This window comes from Actinomyces sp. oral taxon 448 str. F0400 (assembly GCF_000220835.1).
Taxonomy (GTDB): domain Bacteria; phylum Actinomycetota; class Actinomycetes; order Actinomycetales; family Actinomycetaceae; genus Actinomyces.
Window position 1 is genome coordinate 54,510 of sequence record NZ_GL985606.1, and the last position, 17,505, is coordinate 72,014.

Here is a 17,505-nt window from a genome sequence, read left to right on the forward strand (position 1 = left end):
CCGGATCAAGCAGCACCACGGCGCTAGTCGTCGACCAGGGCAGATCCACGTAAGAACTGACGGTCAGCTCATCGCCCTCGGGCGCGCTCCAGACCTGCTCCACGTCCGCCAATGTCGCATCATCACCGGCCCGCGTGAACTCCACGGCCAGGGCCGTCGTCGCCTCATCAACACGCACCAGCGGGGAAACACCCACCGTCACATGATGCCCCAGCATATGACCGTCCAACTCCTGAAACCCCACCGAAACACCACCGCCCGCCACCGGAACAGAAGCCGAAGACAACCCCGACACACCCCCAGAACCCGCAAAATCCCCCACCCCCGCAACCCCGATGGGGACAACCACACCACTACCCGTGCACTACCCACCGCACCCCGTCACTACCCGTGGAAACCGGCCACCGCCGAAGTCACCTTCATCGAACACGTCATAAGCATCTGTTTTCACCAGGGCTCGGCCCCGTCCCCGCCAAACCCCCGCCGAAACGAAGAGCGAACCGGTCGGTCTCACACGCGCGGACCGGCCGGACCACCGGCTCGATCACCCCACCCCGTCGTCGAGGCGCGCACGACGAGCCCGGGAGCGAAGGTCACATGCCGCACTTCGGAACCCTCATCGAGCAGGAGGTCGGCGGCGGCGCGACCGATGTCGCGCATGGGCACGTGCACGCTGGTCAGCGGAGTAATGAGCTCGGAGGCGACGGCCACATCGTCGTAACCGACAATGGCCACGTCGCCCGGGATCTCCAGCCCGCGTCGGCGCACCTCACGTATGGCGCCGATGGCGAGCTGGTCATTGGCGCAGAACAGCGCGGTGAGCGCGCCGGCGCCGTCCAGCAGCGCAGCGGCCCCCGCGGCGCCGGCGTCGGCCGTATAGCTCCGCCCGTCGCTGACCGCCTCGACCTCCATAAGGACGGCCGCCGGCTCGAGTCCGGCGTCGGCCAGGGCCGTCAGCACGCCGTCGCGACGGTCGACGGACTGGCGCACCGACAGCGGGCCGTTGATGAAGCCGATGCGGCGGTGGCCGATCTCTACGAGATGGGTGATGGCGGCCCGGGCGCCCGCGACGTCGTCCCCCGAGACCGTGGACAGCTCCGCCGAGATCGGCGGGTGATCCATGAGGACGACCCTGATGCCGCGGCCGGCCAGAACCGCGAGGTTGTCGAGGGTCGACATCGTGGGGGTCACGATGACGCCGCGCACGTCCAGACCCGCCAGCATGCTCATGAGCTCGCGCTCACGGTCGGGGTCGGAGTCAGTCGACCCCAGCATGGGGACCCGACCGTCCTCGCGCAGACGGTCCTCGATGCCGCGAGCGGCCTCGGTGAAGAACGGGTTGGAGATGTCGTGGACCAGCACCCCGACCAGCGGGGAGCCGCCGCGGCGCAGGTGCCGAGCCGTTTCCGAGCGGACGAAGCCGAGTTCGCCGATCGCCGCATGGACCCGATCCAGAGTTGAGCCGGCGACGCGCTCGGGGTGGTTGAGGGCATGCGAGACCGTGCCCACGGAGACGCCGGCCCTCTCGGCGACGTCGCGGACCGACGGATGGTCCGGATGCGCCGGACGAGCCGGGTGAGCCACGGGCGCGTCCCTCCCTCATTGGCTGCCTGTCCCTTGCTTCCCAGCGCAGCATACGGGCTTCGTCCTCAGCCGTCCCGGGCTCGGACGCCCGATGCGACGCCACTTGTTGAAACGATTCAATATTGCTACCGTACCCGAGTTGAAACGATTCACAACCGGGCCAGCCGGTCGCTGCCGGCACCCTCCCGGTCTTGCCCCGGTCACTCACCGACCACTCACCGACCACTCACCGAACAAGGATGTCCGATGACCACGAGCCCCGCTCCGGCCCCCGTGCCGGCAGACGACTTCGCCGCGCTCACCGAGCTGCTGAGAACCACGACCGCCCGCTCCCCGCAGCGCTGCTGCTTCCTGCTCCGGGTCCGCCCCGAGCGGCTCGTCGAGTACGTCGAGGTCCACCAGCACGTGTGGGAGGAGATGCGCGAGGCGCTCACCCGCACCGGTTGGCGGCACTACTCCTTGTTCCTGCACCCGCAGGACGGGCTGGTCGTCGGCTACTTCGAGTCCGATGACGCCGTCGCGGCCATGGCCGCCATGAACAACGAGGAGATCAACACCCGTTGGCAGGCGCAGATGGCCCAGTACTTCGTCCAGCCCGACGGCGGGAGGGCCGCCGTCCTCCCCCAGTACTTCTACCTGGACTGACCGCCTCGCCGACGTCCTCGCCGCTCCGTCGCCCCTGCCCGCCCATCCCCATACTTCCCCGTCCTTCCCATCACGCACATCTCTCAAGGAGGAGAGCATGGCTCGTAAGCCCCTCACCGGATGGAAGGCGACCGCCGCGGTCGCCATGTCGAACTACATCGACTCGGGATCCATCATTGCCATCGCCACGTCCCTCGGTTTCTGGGGCGCCGCCTACTTCCCCGACGACGACGGCACCATCGCCGGTCTCCTGGCCGCTTTCAGCGCCAACGCCTTTGGGGCGGCCATCGGCGCCCTCATCGGCGGGCCGCTATGCGACAAGTACGGCCGCAAATTCATCTACACCTACGATCTGCTCCTCTACGCCCTGGGCGGCCTGATCGTCGTCTTCACCATGAATCTGCCGATGCTGTTCACCGGGTTCGTCATCATCGGCCTGGCCGTGGGCGCCTCGGTGCCCGCCGGATGGACTTACATCGCCGAGTTCGCCCCCACCGATCAGCGCGGCAAGCACATCGGCGCCACCCAGCTCGCCTGGTCGTGCGGCCCCTTCATCGGTTTCGGCCTCGCGGCCGCTCTGACCCCGCTGGGTCTGCTCGGCAGCCGCATCGTCTTCGCCCACCTCGTTGTGATCGCCCTGACCACCTGGTACATCCGCCAGGGCCTGGAGGAGTCCGGAACCTGGCAGGAGGCCAAGGGCGGTGCCGCCGCCAAGCCGCCGTCGATGTGGGCCTCCTTCCGCAAGCTGTTCAACCGACGCGTCAACATCACGGCCCTCATCTTCCTCGCCGTCATCTACACCTGCTGGAACCAGGCAGCCTCCCAGAACGGCATCTTCCTTCCCACGATCCTCGGCTCCATGGGCTACGAGACCCTCCAGACCGACCTGTTCTCCATGCTCTCGTGGGGATTCGTCATCGCCTCCACCTTCGTCTTCATGCGGCTGGTGGACCGGACGCCCTACCGCTGGCACTACCTGGTCGGCGGGCTGCTCGCCGTCGCGTCGTGGATCATCCTGGTCTTCGGCCCCTCCGACGCCGCCTGGACCGCCTTCGGCTACACCATCATCTGGGGTCTGTCCGCGGGTCCGTCGGCTCAGGCCTTCTACTCGGTGTGGTCACCCGAACTGTTCGCCACCCCGTACCGCTCGGCCGCCCAGGGGATCGTTTTCTTCGTCGTGCGTCTGGCCTCCGGTCTCATCTCGCTGATCTTCCCGATCATCCTGGCGCGGCCGAGCGGCTTGATGATCGACGGCATCATCCTCATAGGATTCCTCGTGGCCGCCACCGCCGTCGGCACCCTCGGTGCGCCGAGGACGCAGGGCAGGAGCCTGGAGGAGATCGAGCTGGAGCGCTACGGCGAGCACGTCACCAACACCAACGCCTGACCGCCCGGCCCGCTCGGCTCGTCCGGTTCAGACGAGCCGAGCGGCAGCCCGCCGCCGGCGACACCCTCGCTCAACCCACCGAACCCACCGAACCCACTGAACCCACCGAAACGGAGAACCATCATGAGCGCCCCCGCCCTGTCCGACCTGAGCCGTGAGGCCCGCGACCTGCTTCAGACCCAGAGCATCGAACTGCCCAGTTGGGCCTTCGGCAATTCCGGCACCCGCTTCCGCGTCTTCACCACCGCCGGCGTGCCCCGCACCCCCTTCGAGAAGATCGACGACGTCGCCGAGGTCAACCGGCTCACCGGCGTCACGCCGCGGGTCTCCCTCCACATCCCGTGGGACAGGACGGATGACTACGCCGCCCTGCGCGACCACGCCGAGGAGCAGGGCGTGAGCATCGGCACCATTAACTCCAACGTCTTCCAGGACGAGGATTACAAGCTCGGCTCCCTGACCAACCCGGACGAGCGGATCCGAGCCAAGGCGATTGCCCACCACCTGGAGTGCATCGACATCATGCGGACCACCGGGTCGTCCCCGCTGAAGATCTGGCTGGCCGACGGCACGAACTACCCGGGCCAGGACTCCATCCGCGAGCGCCAGGACCGTCTGGCCGACTCCCTGGCCCAGATCTACGCCGCCCTCGACTCCGACCAGCAGCTCGTCCTGGAGTACAAGTTCTTCGAACCGGCCTTCTATCACACCGACGTCCCCGACTGGGGCACCTCCCTGGTGCACTGCCTGGCCCTGGGAGAGCGCGCCAAGGTGGTTCTGGACACCGGCCACCACGCGCCGGGCACGAACATCGAGTTCATCGTCGCCCAGCTGCTGCGGCTGGGGCGCCTGGGGGCCTTCGACTTCAACTCCCGCTTCTACGCCGACGACGACCTCATCGTGGGAGCGGCCGACCCCTACCAGCTCTTCCGCATCATGAACGAGATCGTGGCCGCCGGGGCGCTGGCCCCCGACTCGGGTGTCAACTTCATGCTCGACCAGTGCCACAACCTGGAGGAGAAGATCCCCGGCGAGATCCGCTCAGCCACCAACGTCCAGGAGGCCACCGCCAAGGCGCTCCTCGTGGACCGCGAGGCCCTGGCGGACGCCCAGACCGCCGGCGACGTGCTGGGGGCCAACGACATCCTCGTCGATGCTTTCAATACCGATGTTCGTCCTCTGCTGGCCGAGCTGCGCGAGTCCCAGGGTCTGGCGCCTGACCCCATGAGGGCGTTCCTGGACTCCGGCTACCTCGAGCGCATCCGCTCCGAGCGCGTGGGCGGCGACGCCGCGGGCTGGGGCGCCTGAGCCCCCCTCCGCCGGCGGGGCCGCGGCTCCACGGGTTCCGCGGCCCCGCTACGGCGCGCTCTAGTATCCAACCACCCCGCCCGATGTCGCCCGAAAGGATCCCTCATGACCGCCACCCGCCCCGTCCGCATCGGAGCCGTCGACCTGGGCGCCTCCTCCGGGCGCGTCATGGTCGGCACCATCGCCGACGGGCGCATCACCCTGACTCAGACGCGCCGCTTCGCCAACGGCGCCATCCCGCTGCCCACCCGCGAGGGCGAACGCCTGTTCTGGGACGTGCTGCGCCTATGGGGGGAGGTGCGCGAGGGGCTGCTCGCGGCCGTGCGCGACATCGGTCCCCTATCGGCCATCGGCATCGACACCTGGGGGGTGGACTACGGCCTGGTCAACGGCTCGGGCACCCTGTCCGCCCAGGTCCACGCCTACCGCTCCGCGCGCACCCGCGGCATCCCCGAGCGGGTCTTCGCCACGATCCCGGCACGGGAGATCTACGCGATCAACGGGCTGCAGGTGCAGGATTTCAACACGATGTTCCAACTCGTGGCCCAGGCCCGCGACAACGGCATCCCCCGGTCCTCGAACGGCGCCTACGCACGCACCATGCTGCTCCTGCCCGATCTCCTGGCCTGCTTCCTCACCGGCCAGCGGGTCGCCGAAGTCACCAACGCCTCGACCACCGGCCTGGTCGACGCCCGTCTGCGCACCTGGTCGCGTCCTCTGCTGGAGCGCCTGCGCACCGAGCTCGGCCTCGACCTGGACGGCGTCCTGCCCGACATCATCGAGCCGGGTACCGTCATCGGACCGGTGCTCCCCGAGGCGCTGGAAATCTTCGGCCCCGACGGCGCCCCCACCCCGGTGGTCGCCGTCGGCAGCCACGACACGGCCTCCGCCGTCGTCGCCGTCCCCGCCACCGACCCCGACTTCGCCTATATCTCATGCGGGACCTGGTCGCTGGTGGGGCTGGAGCTGGAGGAGCCGGTGCTCACTCTGGCCTCGCGGACCGCCAACTTCACCAACGAGCTCGGCGTCGACCACACGGTCCGCTATCTCAAGAACGTCATGGGCCTGTGGGTGCTCAACGAAGCTGTGCGCGCCTGGCGGCGTCAAGGCCTGGAGACCTTCCTACCCGAGCTCGACGCCGCAGCCGCGACTGCCGAGCCGCTGCGCACCGTCGTCGACATCGACGACCCCGTCTTCTACGCCCCCGGGGACATGGCCGCCCGCATCGACGACGCCGCCCGCGCCACCGGGCAGCCCCGGCCTCGTAGCGTCGGCGAGTACGTGCGCTGCATCGACGACTCCCTGGCCCTGGCCTACCGCCGTGCCGTGCGCCAGGCCGCCGAGCTGTCCGGACGCGAAGTGAGGGTCGTCCACATGGTCGGCGGTGGCATTCGCAACCGGCTCCTGTGCCAGCTGGCCGCCGACGCGATCGGTCTGCCGGTCCTGGCCGGCCCCGCCGAGGGCACGGCCCTGGGAAACGCCGTGGTCGCGGCCCGCGGCGCCGGCCTGCTCAACGGCGAGCTGAGCGACCTGCGCCGCCTCATCCGAGACTCCACCGACATCACCTCCTACGCCCCCGACCCAGCTGCCGCGGCGTCCTGGGACGCCGCCGAGCGCCGGCTGCTCGGCTGAATCGTCCGGGCCGCCGCGCCGCCGCATGGCCGACCGGATCGCCGACGCGTGCGGACCGCCGTCCGATGACGGCCCGGCCCGCATGCGGACAACTACACGCAGACAGTCACAGATATTCGAAGGACACCCCAGCATGAGCACGCACCCGACTCTCACCGACATCCTCACCCACATGGGCGCCGCCGGACGCCGGCTGGACCACATGGGCGCCGTCGAGGCCGGCGCCGGCAACATCTCCATCACCGTGGCCGCCGACGCCGACGAACTCGGCCTGGTCGACCGCCTCCCCGAGGCGACCCCCGGCGTCGAGCTGCCGCTGCCCGCTCCGGCGCTCGCGGGCCGCACGGTCCTGGTCACCGGCTCGGGCTGCCGGCTGCGCGACGTCGCCGCCGCCCCCGAGATGACCGTGTCGGCCTTCGTCGTGGACAAGGGCGGAGCCACCGGCACCTGGTACACCCATCCGGAGAGGACCTACGTGGGGCCGACGAGCGAATTCAACTCACATCTGGCCGTTCACAACGACCAGGTCGAGCGGCGCGGCGTCGACTTCCAGGCGGTGATACACGCCCAGCCCCCCTACCTGGTCCAGCTGTCCCACATCAGGGGCGTCCGCAGCACGCGGGACTTCAACCGCCGTATCCTGCGCTGGGAGCCCGAGACGATCGTCCAGCTCCCCGCCGGCGTCGAGGTGCTGGACTTCATGGTGCCCGGGTCGCAGACCCTCATGGAGAACAGCGTGCGGGCCCTGCGCGACCACATCATCGTCGTGTGGTCCAAGCACGGCATCATGGTGCGCTCCGACATCTCCCCGCTGGCCGCCGTCGACAAGGTCGAGTACGCGGAGACCGGGGCCATGTACGAGGTGCGCAGCATGATGGCCGGCGGGCTCGGCGAGGGGCTCACCGATGACGAACTGCACGCCGTCGTCGAGGCCTTCGAGGTCGACACCGATCTGTTCTGACGGCCGTCCCGCGGCTGCCGCGGGGCGCGGGCGGGGAGGCCGCGGCCCCGCCTCTCCTGGCCGCCCGCCCCCGTTCCCACCCGTCGCAGACCTCACAGCGTCAGGTGAATGAAAACCGGACGGTGCCGCGATTACTCTGTTCGGGACGCACGACGACGGGAGTCCGCCGCTCGTGCGTCGTCTCGTTCCGGCCCGGAACGAGAACCGTCCATGAAAGGAAGCACCATGTTCTCCGACGTTGATCGGGTCATCCGTGCGGCTGTGGCCCACGAGCGCGAAATCCAGCGCGACATTGCCGACAAGCAGGCTCAGGACGAGCAGCGCTGAGCACGGCCCCGGCATCTCGTCCGGGGCCGCGCCCCTCGACATCCCGCCCGCGGTCGCGGTCAGTCCGCCCGAACCAGCCGGGTCACCCGGTCCATGAAGGTCTCCAGGAAGCGGTCGACGTCGACGCCAAGGGCGACGCGGCTGGTCTTCCTCGGCTCGTTGAGACGCTCGACGTCGCCGATGGTCCGCCCCCGCGTCGGCCCCTCGACGTCGACTCGGAGGTTGACGGGGAAGGTGGACACGAGGCTCGGGTCGACGGCGACGGCGGCGGCGAGCGGATCGTGCAGACCGCACCCGCCCAGTCCGGGGGCGGTCGTCTCGTAGGCCCTGATGTAGTAGTCGGTCATGTCGGCCAGGAACGCGCCGGCGGGTGTGCCCGCCTCGCGCCAGCGGTGCGTGTGCTCGTAGGTGAGCAAAGTCTGGAGGGTGACGTCGAGGCCGACCATGGTGGCGTCGACGCCGGAGCGGAAAACGGCGTCGGCGGCGTCGGGATCCTGGCTGATATTAGCCTCGGCCCAGGGGCTGGTGTTCCCCGAGACGGTCAGGGCGCCACCCATGAGGACGACCGTGAGACGTTCGGCCAGGCTGGGATCCTTCTTCAGGGCGGCGGCGAGATTGGTCAGAGGTCCGGTGGGGACGTAGACGAGTTCGTCGCCGTAGCGGCGTGAAGCCTCGATGATGACGTCGACGGCGCCGGTGGTTTCGGCGCTTCGCCGCGAGTCGGCGATGTCGACCTCCCCGATCCCGTTGCGGCCGTGGATGAAGGCGGAGATCTCCTGGACTGAGAAATCCCCGGCGCTCGAGGCGCAGGGCAGCCCCGGGTGGACGGGGATCCCGGGGGCGCCGAGGAGATCGAGGACCGCCAGGGAGTTGCGCACCGAGTCCCTCATGAGGACGTTCCCGTAGGTGGCGGTGACGCCGATGAGCTCCGCCTCGGGGCTGGCGAGCGTGTAGGCGATGGCGAGGGAATCGTCGATGCCGGTGTCCAGATCGAGGATGAGTTTCCTGGTCATGAGTGCTCCTCCTTCGTCACTTACCAGACGAAGATGCCGACGATACCGGCGGACATGAGGGAGACGAGAATACCGGACAGGAGCATGCGTCCGACATTCTTGGAGATGAGGTCATTGCGCTCCTTGTCGACGATCCCCTTGAAGGAGCCGATGATCATGCCCAGCGTGCCGAAGTTGGCGAAAGACGTCAGGAAGACCGTGAGTACGGCCTGGTAGTGGCGGGGCAGATCGGTGACCCGCCCGACGACCTGGCCCATGGCGACGAACTCGTTGGTAACGAGCTTGAGCCCCATGATCTGGGACATGTCCCAGGCGTTGGACGGGTCCAGGCCCAGAAGCATCGCGGGGATGAACATGACGACGCCGAGGATCGACTCCAGGGAGAGCGGGCCCCATAGGGCGCCGAGGACCTTGTCGATGAGAGCGGCCAGGGCGACGAAGGTGATGACATTGGCGGTGATGATGAGGATCATCTTCCCACCGCCGATGATGGAGTCGCCGAGGAAGGAGAAGAAGGGCTCCTTGGCCGGTGCGTCGGGGTTCTTCCTGGTGAGTCTGCCGATCAGCGCGCTCAGGCCGCCCGAATGGGCGCCGGCCGGCTTCTGCGCGTCGGAGCCGGCTGTACCAACGGCCCCGGTGGACGCGGACGAGCCGGCGGCATCAACGGACCCGGCCGCCGCAGTCGCCCCGGACCCAGCCGTCTCGCCGGCGGGGGCGAGCACGTCCTGGTCCCCCGGAATCTCCTGCACATCGGCGTAGGTCACGATGACGTCCTCCTCGGGGGCGATCTCCAAGGGGTAGAGCATGCTCGCGACGATAAGAGCGTTGAGGCAGTTCAGCGGCACGGCGGTCAGGACGAACTCGCCGGGAACCATCTGCATGTAGGACGCGAGGATGGATGCCGTCACGCAGCTCATCGACATCATGGCAATGACGACGTCGCGCTCGGGCCTCATCCTCTGAAGCTGATTCTTGGAGACGGCCACGGCCTCGGTGTTGCCCAGGAACATCATCTCGATGGCGTAGAAAGCCTCGAACTTGGGCTGGCGCGTGATGACGCTCAGGCCGCGCCCGATCCATGTGATGAGCCAGGGGAGGAAGCCGATGTAGGTGAGGATGTCGAAAAGAGGGACGATGAGGAGGATGGGCAGCAGGGCGCTGACGACGAAGTTCGCCGGCGTGGGATCGATCCCCTCGGGTCCGACCCAGTCGCCGAACGCGAAGTTGATCCCCCTCCAGGCCACGGAGACGAGCTCGTTGAAACCGGCGGCGGCGCCCTCGACGGCCGCGCGTCCCCAGGGGAAGCCCGTGAGCAGCCAGGCGATGACGACGTTGAGCGCGGTGAGGATCCCGACTGACCGCCAGGGGATCCTCGTACGGTTGCGGGAGAACAGCCACCCTACGGCGAGGAAGGCGAGAACTCCCAGGATATTGACGGCCAGGAACATGGGACGGTCCTTCGTGTGCGACGGGAGGTGTGCGGTTGGACGAACGGAAGCGGGGCGAGATCGCCCTGCCGGAGGTCGAGCGACGCGGGGTGCGGGTCGGGGGCGGACGGAGGTGGGCAGCGGATCGGACGGGGCCGGCCCGGGGCCAGGGTACTCGTGACGAGATCCGGGAAACAGTTTGTCCTCGGGTCGGTGCCGACCCGCATGGTGCAGGAGTCATCGGCGGTGGCGCGCATGTCGGCTATGGTCATCCCGCAGGCGAGAGCGCCGCACAGCTCGACGCCGTCCGGGCAGCGCCGCGTCGGGACGGGGGCGGGGTCGATGACGTAGGCGACGGCGTGCTGCTCGGCCAGCGGGCGGCTCGGCTCGGGCAGCTCGACGCCATCCAGGCCGGTCTCGCCGTGGATGTAGGCGGCGCCGATGGCCTCGCGGGCGAGCGGCTTCATGCGGCCGGCGTGGACGGGGACCTCGGGGCGGCCGGCGAGCTCGCACACCGCCCGGGCGTTGAAGGTGACCTTCCCGAGGCTGTGGTTGCCGCCGATGGTCGTGATCCCAGAAGGTCGATCTCCGGACTCCCGAACGCGAGGAGGATCGCGATCGCGTCATCATGGCCCGGATCGCAATCGAGGATCATCTTGGTTGTCACACGCGACTCCTTTGTAACCGTGACGGTGGATGTGCTTCCCTGCGGTGGGCTCCTCGGCGCGACGTCGTCACCGCGCCGAGGGCCGAGGGGCCCTCCGCGCACCGATGGCCGGCGAACGAGAGGGCGGCGCCCTGATGGCACTGAGGCATCGCACAGGACTTCTCCGACACTTGGAAACGTTCCAACAAAAGATATGAGGATTCCCGGGGCTCTGGACGGGCGACCCGGTCCGCGCGGGCGCGGTCCACCCATCGTCGCCGTCGGCACGGGAACGTCCACCACTCCCGACCCGCGCCAACGTGACGCCGTCCGCCTTGGCGGAGGCGTCGAGGCGTGTGAACATCGCGGCGAGTCCCGCGCTGGAAACGTTTCCCTCCGCGAACCCGCACCGTTGCCATGCAGAACCGACCGCAGACGAAGAGACCGCCGTGGGGGCTCCCACCTCAAGGACGTCGCCGCGCTGGCCGGCGTCTCCCTGGGAACGGCCTCCCGCGTCCTCACCGGGCACCCCTCGACCTCGGCACGCTCGCGCGAAAGGGTCACCGCCGCCCTGCCCCACACCGGCGTCGGACTTGGTGGAGGTGGACTGGGTGGGCACCAGGGTGATCTCCACGCGGCGGTTGAGCTGGCGGTTGCCGTCGGAGTCGTTGGGAACCCGAGGGGCGCTCTCACCCTTACCGTCAGTGGACACCGAGAAGGCCGACATGCTGGTCAGCTGCCCCAGCCTGTCGGAGACGGACGTCGCCCGACGCTTCGACAGGTCCAGGTCGTGAGCGTCATCGGCGACGCCGTCGGTGTGCCCCACGATGGAGACCTCGCCGCCGGGGTAGGTGGCCAGCTGGTCCGCGGCCTTCTTCAACGTGGCGTCCGCCTGGGCGCTCAGGTCGGCCGAGTCCGAGGCGAACAGGACGTCGGAGGCCAGGTTGATGACCACCGACTTGTCCGCCACCCGCATGTCCGAGGCCCCCCACCGAGGCGGTGAAGGTCTCCAACGCCACTGGGTCGGGGCTGTCCTCGGTGTCCTTGGCTCGGCCCACCGCCTCCTTGGCCTCGGCGGACAGCTTGCCGTCGCGCCCCACCGGCACGCCCTCGAACAGACCCGACTCGGGCGCCAGGACATCGATGGTGTCGGCGTCGACCGGCTTGAACAGGGCGTGCAGCGTGGCGTCGGGCTCCTTGTCCGTCAGGCCCACGAGGTCAGAAGTGGCCTTGAAGGTCTCCTGCACCGTACCGGCGTCGAAGTCCACCACGCGCGCACCATCAGCACCACTGAAGTTTCCCGTGCCGTTCCAGACCACGTTGATATCGATTCTCTTGCCATTATCGGACCGGCTGCTCGAGCCGGTCGTGTCCAGGCGCACGACCAGGGGAACCACCATGACGTCGTCGGAGACCACGGCCGGCCCCACTGTGACCTCCAGACTCGCCCCCACAGTCGTCACCGTCCGGGTCACGCTCTGACCCGAACCACCCGAGGCACCAGCCGAGCCCGACGCCGATGCGCTGGCCGAGCCCGAGCCCGCGCCGCCCGACGCCGCCGACGTCGAGGCGTCGGGGCCCTCGCCCCGCGACCTCCAGGGCGGCTCACAACCGGCCAGGGCCAGCAGCCCCACGCCGGTCAGGATAACCGGAGAGGAACATGCGACGACGCATCGTTACGGGTCCTTTCAGTTGTTCGTGACGGGGATGTCGGTGAGGCGGTAGGCGGTGCCTTTGAGTGCGTACTTGCCGTCGGGGTGGTCGAGGGTGATGGTGTCGCCGCCGGGGTCGGGCCAGATGACGCAGACGGTGGTGGTACCAGTCTTAAGGCGATCGGAGACGTTGAGCTCGGTCAGGGGGAGGTGCTGCTCGGCGTAGGCATCGAGATAGTCGGCGGGGAAGATGCGCTCGCCGCCGGCGATGAGGGTCAGGCCGTCGCTGGCGTAGAAGGTCGACAGGGCACCGTCCTCGCCGCGCTGGTTGGAGAGGATCGTCTGGGGGTCCTCGAGCAGTGGGTGAAGCGGAGCTCCGGTAGAGCCGGGTTTGACGGTGCAGGTGACGGCGCCCAGGAGGTAGCCGCCGCTGCGGGTGACGTGGTCGAGAGTGATGGTGACCTCGCCGCTGGTATCGGAGCCCTTGGAGGTCAGGGTGATGCCCTCGGAGCCCTTGGCGACGGGACCCTGCGGCGCCGGCAGCGAACCACCGCTGCCGTTGCCGGGGGTGGCAGTAGGGGCCGCGGTCGGGCTGCCGCCCTTGTCGGTGGTACCGCCGGTGGGGGTGAGGGTGATCTCGACGCGCCGGTTGGCGGCTCGGGCCTCGTCGGTGGTGTCCTCGACTTTGGGCTCGGACTCGCCCTTGCCGGTCACGGAGGTCTGCCACTTGTCAAGGCTGGTGAGCTGTTCGAGTCGGGTTTTGACGGCGTCGGCGCGTTTCTCGGACAGGGTCTGGTTGTAGGCGTCGTCCTGGATGTCGTCGGTGTGGCCGACGATGGTCAGCGTCCCGCCGTCGGGGTACTGGACGAGTTGGCCGGACACGGTCTGGAGCTGGGCCTCAGCACCCGAGGCCAGGTCGGCGGAGTCGGAGGCGAAGGTGACATCGCTGGCCAGGGTGACGGTGACGTCATCGCCACCGACCTGGGTGCTGGTGGAGTCGTCCAGGGCCCTGGTGTAGCGCTCGATGGCGACGGGTTCGGCGAGCTCGGTGGCGGCGCCCGGGAACTTATCGACTCCGCTGCTGGCGGCGCTCAGGTCGATGTCGGCTTTCTTGGCGGCGTCGGCCTCCAGCACCGAGACGGTGGTCAAGCCGGCCATCGGGACGAGGACAGTCACCTGGTCGGTATCGACCTTGCCGAAGGACAGGTAGGAGGTGACTTTCTCACCGGGGGTCGTGTCGAGGAATCCGCCGCCGCCATCGGTGGCGCTCCACACGCGCCCGCCCTCCAGGTCGAGAAGCTTAACCAGGTCGGCGCCGGCGCCGGGACGAAAGATGGATGGGGCCCCGAGGTAGTGCGAGATGCCGAGCTTGTTGCCGTTGTCGCTGTAGGAGTTGGCTTTGACATCGTCGATGGAGGCGTCGTCCTCGGCTCGGGTCAGCTCCAGGGCCATGATCGAGGTGGTCTCGTCCTTGCGGATGACAGGAGAGACCCGCACCGCCACGTTGTGGCCCATGATGTGAGCATCGAGCTCCTGCCAGTCGGTGCTGCCGACCCCGACTCCCCCGCTGGCGGATGCGGACCCGCTCGCCGCGGACGAGGAGCCCGCCGACGCCGAATCCGACGGCGCCGAGACGTCCCCGCCCTTCGACATCCCGGAAAGCACGTCGCACCCGGCCAGCACCGGCACCCCGACACCCACCAAAAACGACAGGCCCACAAAAGACCGACGAGATGGCGCCGTCGAGGAAACGCGGAACGAACGGAAGAATGCCGAGGCCATAGGAACTCCTTGGTGAGAACGTGTTCAGAAACGGAGTGTAATCACAACGTGATGGTGCCATCAAGGGACGCTCCCCGTGCACTACCCATCCCTCCACGGGGAGAACCCATAGGATCCGGCCGTCTCCGCGAGGAGCCCAGGAGGCTTATTTTCATAGAGTGGCTCAGAGCGCTTCGGCAGTAAATCGCGCGCATCGCACGGGACCGCCTATTCCTGAGAGAATTCAACTACCCGGGCTGAAGCACCTCGGAAATCAAGTCACCACGACCGACAGCGGCATGAGGATCATCGGTATCGAGACCCGACGCATCCCGCGCGCCTGCCGCACAAGGCCGCTGGCAGTTTCACCCGCGCAGACCCGCCTCAACGACGAAAGACGGGACACGCAGCGGCGGCCGGGTCTCAGCCGCAGGACCCCGACGCCCCGGCCGGTCAGCGCAACCGGGCCAGGGACGACAGGCAACAGACACAGGCCGCAGACAAGGACGCACGCATGCTCAAGGGAATCAATCCGCTCATGACGCCAGAGCTCCTCACCGCCCTGGCCCGCATGGGGCACGGCGCCACGGTCGCCGTCCACACCCAGGAGGCGCGCCCCTACGGGTGCGACCTCCTGACCAAGGGCGTTGCCGACCTTCGACCCCGAGCCCGCATCCTGACCGTCCGAAGCCGATCCCCCGTTACGATCCACCCTGTGACGACCCACCCCACCGAAGCAAAGGAGCTCATCATGGGACGCGTCATCGTCGTCGGTTCCATCAACCAGGACATCACGGTCACGGTCGACCGCCTCCCCCAGCCGGGTGAGACCCTCTCGGGCACCTCGACCACCTACCGTCTGGGCGGCAAAGGGGCGAACCAGGCCGCAGCCGCCGCCCACGGCGGAGCGGCCGCAGTGTTCGTCGGGCGAGTCGGCGGGGATCCCTCAGGAATCACGCTGCGCGAGGAGCTGGGCGCGCACGGCGTGGACGTCTCCGCCCTGCGTACGGACGAGGAAGTCACCAGCGGGATCGCCTTCATCACCGTGAGCACCACCGGGGAGAACACGATCATCCTCGACGCCGGGGCCAACGGCCGCCTCACCGGCCGGCAGGCCGTCGATGCGGTCGCCCTCACCGAGCACGACGTCGTCGTCCTCCAGGGTGAGATCCCCTCAAGCGCCAACGAGGAAGTCATCTCCTGGGCACACGGGGCCGGAGCGAGGGTGGTCCTCAACCTGGCTCCCGTCCGCCCGGTCTCACCGCGGGCCCTGGCCGACGTAGACGTCCTGGTCGTCAACGAGACCGAGTGCGGGCTCGTCCTGGACGCCCCGCCGCCCGGAACGGCCGCGGCGGCCGCGGCCGCCGCGGCAAAGCTGCGCAACCGGGGCCCCGCCCGCGTGCTCGTGACGCTCGGCCCGGACGGCGCCGTGCGGGCCTCGGCCGACGAGGTGACGCACGTGGCCGCGATCGACCTGGGCCCTGTCGTCGACACGACGGGGGCCGGGGACGCCTGCGTCGGGGTGCTCGCAGCGGCGCTCGCCGCCGGCTGCGACTTCCCGCAGGCGGTGGCCGAGGGCATGCGCGCGGGCTCGACGGCGGTCCTGTCCGCCGGCGCCGCCGCCTCCTACGCGGGCATCGCGCCCGTCGAGCCGCGCTTGTGAGCACGCTGCACCGCGCAGCGTTCGGAGGGAGCCGGGCCGGAGCCGTCAGGAGACGGTGACGCTGCCGGAGGTCGTGCCGGTGGCCGCCCCGCCGTCGGCGCTCGTCACGGTGATGGACGACGACGAGCCGGCGGTGATGGCGCCCTCGGAACTGGTGGCATCCATTGTCAGGGCGAGAGTCCCGCCATTGGAACCGGACGTGCCCCAGCGGTCCTCGTCGGCGGTGGCCAGGCCTCCGGGGGCGGTCAGCTCGCAGCGGGTCAGGGTCACCTGCGAGGACGTGTTGGTGACGTAGACGGCGGGAGCCTGCCGCGTGCAGGTCAGACTCACGTCCGTCAGGGCAAGAGTGGAGACCTCGGCGGCGGCGTCGGAGTCGGCGGCGTCGCCCGACATCGACTGGTAGAGCATGACGCCGCCCCTGTCGGAGGCGCTCGTCAGGGTTGAATCGGTCACGGTGGCGTGGTTCTTGCCCTCGACGACGATCGCCTGCGCGGCGCCCGCCGCGCCGGTCAGGCCGGAGACGGTGATCCGGCCGGTGGAGTACAGGCAGGGGGAGCCGTCGCCCTCGGTGGTGAAGGTGTTGGTCCCGTCGACGGTGACGGTGCCCGAGCCGCGATCGGTGGCGACGGCGGCGCAATGGGCGCCTCGGGTCTCAATGGTCAGGTCGGAGCCGTTGATGACGCCCGCATAGGTGGCGTGCAGGCCGCGGGAGGACTCGCCGGTGGTGGTGATCGTGCAACCGGTGACGGTCGCGGCGGCGCCGCCGGTGGCCAGGACGGCATTGGCCCCCGAAGCGCCAGTGGTCACAGCGGTCTCGTCCACGGCGGCGGTCGATCCCTCACCCACGACGACGACGGCGGAGTTGAGGCCGTAGAAGCTGTAGGAGTCGTCGACGCCGTGCTCCCCGTCGGTGGAGGCGTCGCCGGACTTGGAGATCCTGGCGTTGGTGATCGACAGACTGCCCCCGCCCACGACGAGGAAGACGGTCTGATCGGCGGCGGTGGACTCGAAAGTGCCCCCGTCGATGGTGGCGGTGACGCCGTCGACGAGGAAGGCGCCTGAGAGGGTGACCTCCTTGTCCCCGATCGTGCCGGTCCACGACCCGGGTGACAGGGGCGTGTTGGAGGCGCTCGCCTCGTGGTACTGCGGACCGGCGGCGCTCGCGTCGGCGGAGGCTGCGGCGGGCGAGCCGGTCGAGGAGTCCCGCCCGGAGGAGGCGGTCGTCCCCGAGGCCCCGGAGGAGCCGCAGGAGACGAGTGCGCCGGCGGTCGCCAGACCGAGGCCCGCTACCAGGAGGCTGCGGCGCCGCAGAGCGAAGGGGGCCCCGCAGTCGGGCGGGGCGGACACGGGCCCGCACCCCGGCAGGGCGTCGGAGCGGGTCGGGACGGGCGGAATCGGCCGGGTCGGCGGGGACGGTTTCAACGAGGTCATGGCGTCTCTTCTCGGTTCGGTGGAGGGAGGCACGCGGGCGGCGCCGGACGGCCGCCGCCCTGGGCTCC

At 69.2% G+C, this 17,505-nt stretch carries 13 protein-coding genes and 3 pseudogenes; 7 read left to right on the plus strand and 9 right to left on the minus strand.

The features are described 5' to 3' along the window. Both HMPREF9062_RS13025 and HMPREF9062_RS00245 read right to left on the minus strand, forming a co-directional pair. A pseudogene (locus HMPREF9062_RS13025) lies at nt 1–196 on the minus strand (OmpA family protein); the annotation flags it as partial. Nucleotides 197–510: 314 nt separating this feature from the next. Continuing rightward, nucleotides 511–1,584, minus strand: a complete 1,074-nt coding sequence (locus tag HMPREF9062_RS00245) for a LacI family DNA-binding transcriptional regulator (RefSeq protein ID WP_083819974.1) — start codon at nt 1,582–1,584, stop codon at nt 511–513. Nucleotides 1,585–1,830: 246 nt separating this feature from the next. Here HMPREF9062_RS00245 and HMPREF9062_RS00250 point away from each other — a divergent pair, with 246 nt between their 5' ends. The 5 genes from HMPREF9062_RS00250 (at nt 1,831) to HMPREF9062_RS00270 (ending at nt 7,517) form a co-directional block, all read left to right on the plus strand. Further along, a complete protein-coding gene (locus HMPREF9062_RS00250; RefSeq protein WP_009409584.1) occupies nt 1,831–2,229 on the plus strand; it encodes an L-rhamnose mutarotase in 399 nt (132 codons plus the stop codon). Nucleotides 2,230–2,326: 97 nt separating this feature from the next. Continuing rightward, nucleotides 2,327–3,616 (plus strand): MFS transporter, encoded by a 1,290-nt coding sequence (locus HMPREF9062_RS00255; protein WP_009409585.1) that lies wholly within the window; start codon nt 2,327–2,329, stop codon nt 3,614–3,616. Between the two features lie 123 nt (nt 3,617–3,739). Then, complete coding sequence (gene rhaI / locus HMPREF9062_RS00260) at nt 3,740–4,924, plus strand: L-rhamnose isomerase (protein WP_009409586.1); 1,185 nt, start codon at nt 3,740–3,742, stop codon at nt 4,922–4,924. 105 nt (nt 4,925–5,029) lie between these two features. After that, nucleotides 5,030–6,556 carry a rhamnulokinase gene (locus tag HMPREF9062_RS00265; protein WP_009409587.1) on the plus strand — a complete coding sequence of 509 codons (1,527 nt, stop codon included), beginning with the start codon at nt 5,030–5,032 and terminating at the stop codon, nt 6,554–6,556. A 133-nt stretch (nt 6,557–6,689) separates the two neighbouring features. After that, a complete protein-coding gene (locus HMPREF9062_RS00270) occupies nt 6,690–7,517 on the plus strand; it encodes a class II aldolase/adducin family protein (protein WP_009409588.1) in 828 nt (275 codons plus the stop codon). A gap of 386 nt (nt 7,518–7,903) precedes the next feature. Here the strand turns inward: HMPREF9062_RS00270 and HMPREF9062_RS00275 are convergent, their stop codons facing one another. Genes HMPREF9062_RS00275 through HMPREF9062_RS13315 form a run of 3 tightly spaced genes read right to left on the minus strand, consistent with a single transcriptional unit; the run spans nt 7,904 to nt 10,799 of the window. Then, entirely contained in the window at nt 7,904–8,857 is a 954-nt protein-coding gene (locus HMPREF9062_RS00275) for a nucleoside hydrolase (RefSeq protein ID WP_009409589.1), read from the minus strand. Between the two features lie 20 nt (nt 8,858–8,877). Beyond that, entirely contained in the window at nt 8,878–10,305 is a 1,428-nt protein-coding gene (locus HMPREF9062_RS00280) for a NupC/NupG family nucleoside CNT transporter (RefSeq protein WP_009409590.1), read from the minus strand. Next, nucleotides 10,257–10,799 carry a nucleoside hydrolase gene (locus tag HMPREF9062_RS13315; protein WP_009409591.1) on the minus strand — a complete coding sequence of 181 codons (543 nt, stop codon included), beginning with the start codon at nt 10,797–10,799 and terminating at the stop codon, nt 10,257–10,259. The genes HMPREF9062_RS00280 and HMPREF9062_RS13315 overlap by 49 nt, the downstream gene beginning before the upstream one ends. Nucleotides 10,800–11,144: 345 nt before the next feature. Here HMPREF9062_RS13315 and HMPREF9062_RS13795 point away from each other — a divergent pair. Beyond that, nucleotides 11,145–11,453 (plus strand): annotated as a pseudogene (locus tag HMPREF9062_RS13795) (hypothetical protein); the annotation flags it as partial. Between the two features lie 174 nt (nt 11,454–11,627). Here HMPREF9062_RS13795 and HMPREF9062_RS13800 read toward each other — a convergent pair. The 3 genes and pseudogenes from HMPREF9062_RS13800 to HMPREF9062_RS00300 form a co-directional block, all read right to left on the minus strand. Further along, a pseudogene (locus tag HMPREF9062_RS13800) lies at nt 11,628–11,810 on the minus strand (OmpA family protein); the annotation flags it as partial. Further along, the gene (locus HMPREF9062_RS13035) at nt 11,728–12,564 is read right to left on the minus strand and encodes a hypothetical protein (protein ID WP_009409593.1); all 837 of its coding nucleotides are present in this window, start codon (nt 12,562–12,564) and stop codon (nt 11,728–11,730) included. The gene HMPREF9062_RS13035 and the pseudogene HMPREF9062_RS13800, both read right to left, overlap by 83 nt. Nucleotides 12,565–12,618: 54 nt before the next feature. Beyond that, entirely contained in the window at nt 12,619–14,364 is a 1,746-nt protein-coding gene (locus tag HMPREF9062_RS00300) for an OmpA family protein (RefSeq protein WP_083819976.1), read from the minus strand. 493 nt (nt 14,365–14,857) lie between these two features. Between HMPREF9062_RS00300 and HMPREF9062_RS00305 the strand changes: the two genes are divergently transcribed. Further along, nucleotides 14,858–16,006 (plus strand): PfkB family carbohydrate kinase, encoded by a 1,149-nt coding sequence (locus tag HMPREF9062_RS00305; RefSeq protein WP_009409596.1) that lies wholly within the window; start codon nt 14,858–14,860, stop codon nt 16,004–16,006. A 45-nt stretch (nt 16,007–16,051) separates the two neighbouring features. Here HMPREF9062_RS00305 and HMPREF9062_RS00310 read toward each other — a convergent pair whose 3' ends face one another. Further along, entirely contained in the window at nt 16,052–17,437 is a 1,386-nt protein-coding gene (locus HMPREF9062_RS00310) for a hypothetical protein (RefSeq protein ID WP_009409597.1), read from the minus strand. Nucleotides 17,438–17,505 lie beyond the last annotated feature (68 nt).

Excerpts from the sequence above, each read along its gene's own strand:
- HMPREF9062_RS00270 (WP_009409588.1), top strand. The coding sequence starts at position 6,690 with ATGAGCACGCACCCGACTCTCACCGACATCCTCACCCACATGGGCGCC.
- HMPREF9062_RS00250 (WP_009409584.1), top strand. The coding sequence starts at position 1,831 with ATGACCACGAGCCCCGCTCCGGCCCCCGTGCCGGCAGACGACTTCGCC.
- HMPREF9062_RS00280 (WP_009409590.1), bottom strand. The coding sequence starts at position 10,305 with ATGTTCCTGGCCGTCAATATCCTGGGAGTTCTCGCCTTCCTCGCCGTA.
- HMPREF9062_RS00300 (WP_083819976.1), bottom strand. The coding sequence starts at position 14,364 with ATGGCCTCGGCATTCTTCCGTTCGTTCCGCGTTTCCTCGACGGCGCCA.
- HMPREF9062_RS00275 (WP_009409589.1), bottom strand. The coding sequence starts at position 8,857 with ATGACCAGGAAACTCATCCTCGATCTGGACACCGGCATCGACGATTCC.
- rhaI (WP_009409586.1), top strand. The coding sequence starts at position 3,740 with ATGAGCGCCCCCGCCCTGTCCGACCTGAGCCGTGAGGCCCGCGACCTG.
- HMPREF9062_RS00265 (WP_009409587.1), top strand. The coding sequence starts at position 5,030 with ATGACCGCCACCCGCCCCGTCCGCATCGGAGCCGTCGACCTGGGCGCC.
- HMPREF9062_RS00305 (WP_009409596.1), top strand. The coding sequence starts at position 14,858 with ATGCTCAAGGGAATCAATCCGCTCATGACGCCAGAGCTCCTCACCGCC.
- HMPREF9062_RS00255 (WP_009409585.1), top strand. The coding sequence starts at position 2,327 with ATGGCTCGTAAGCCCCTCACCGGATGGAAGGCGACCGCCGCGGTCGCC.
- HMPREF9062_RS00310 (WP_009409597.1), bottom strand. The coding sequence starts at position 17,437 with ATGACCTCGTTGAAACCGTCCCCGCCGACCCGGCCGATTCCGCCCGTC.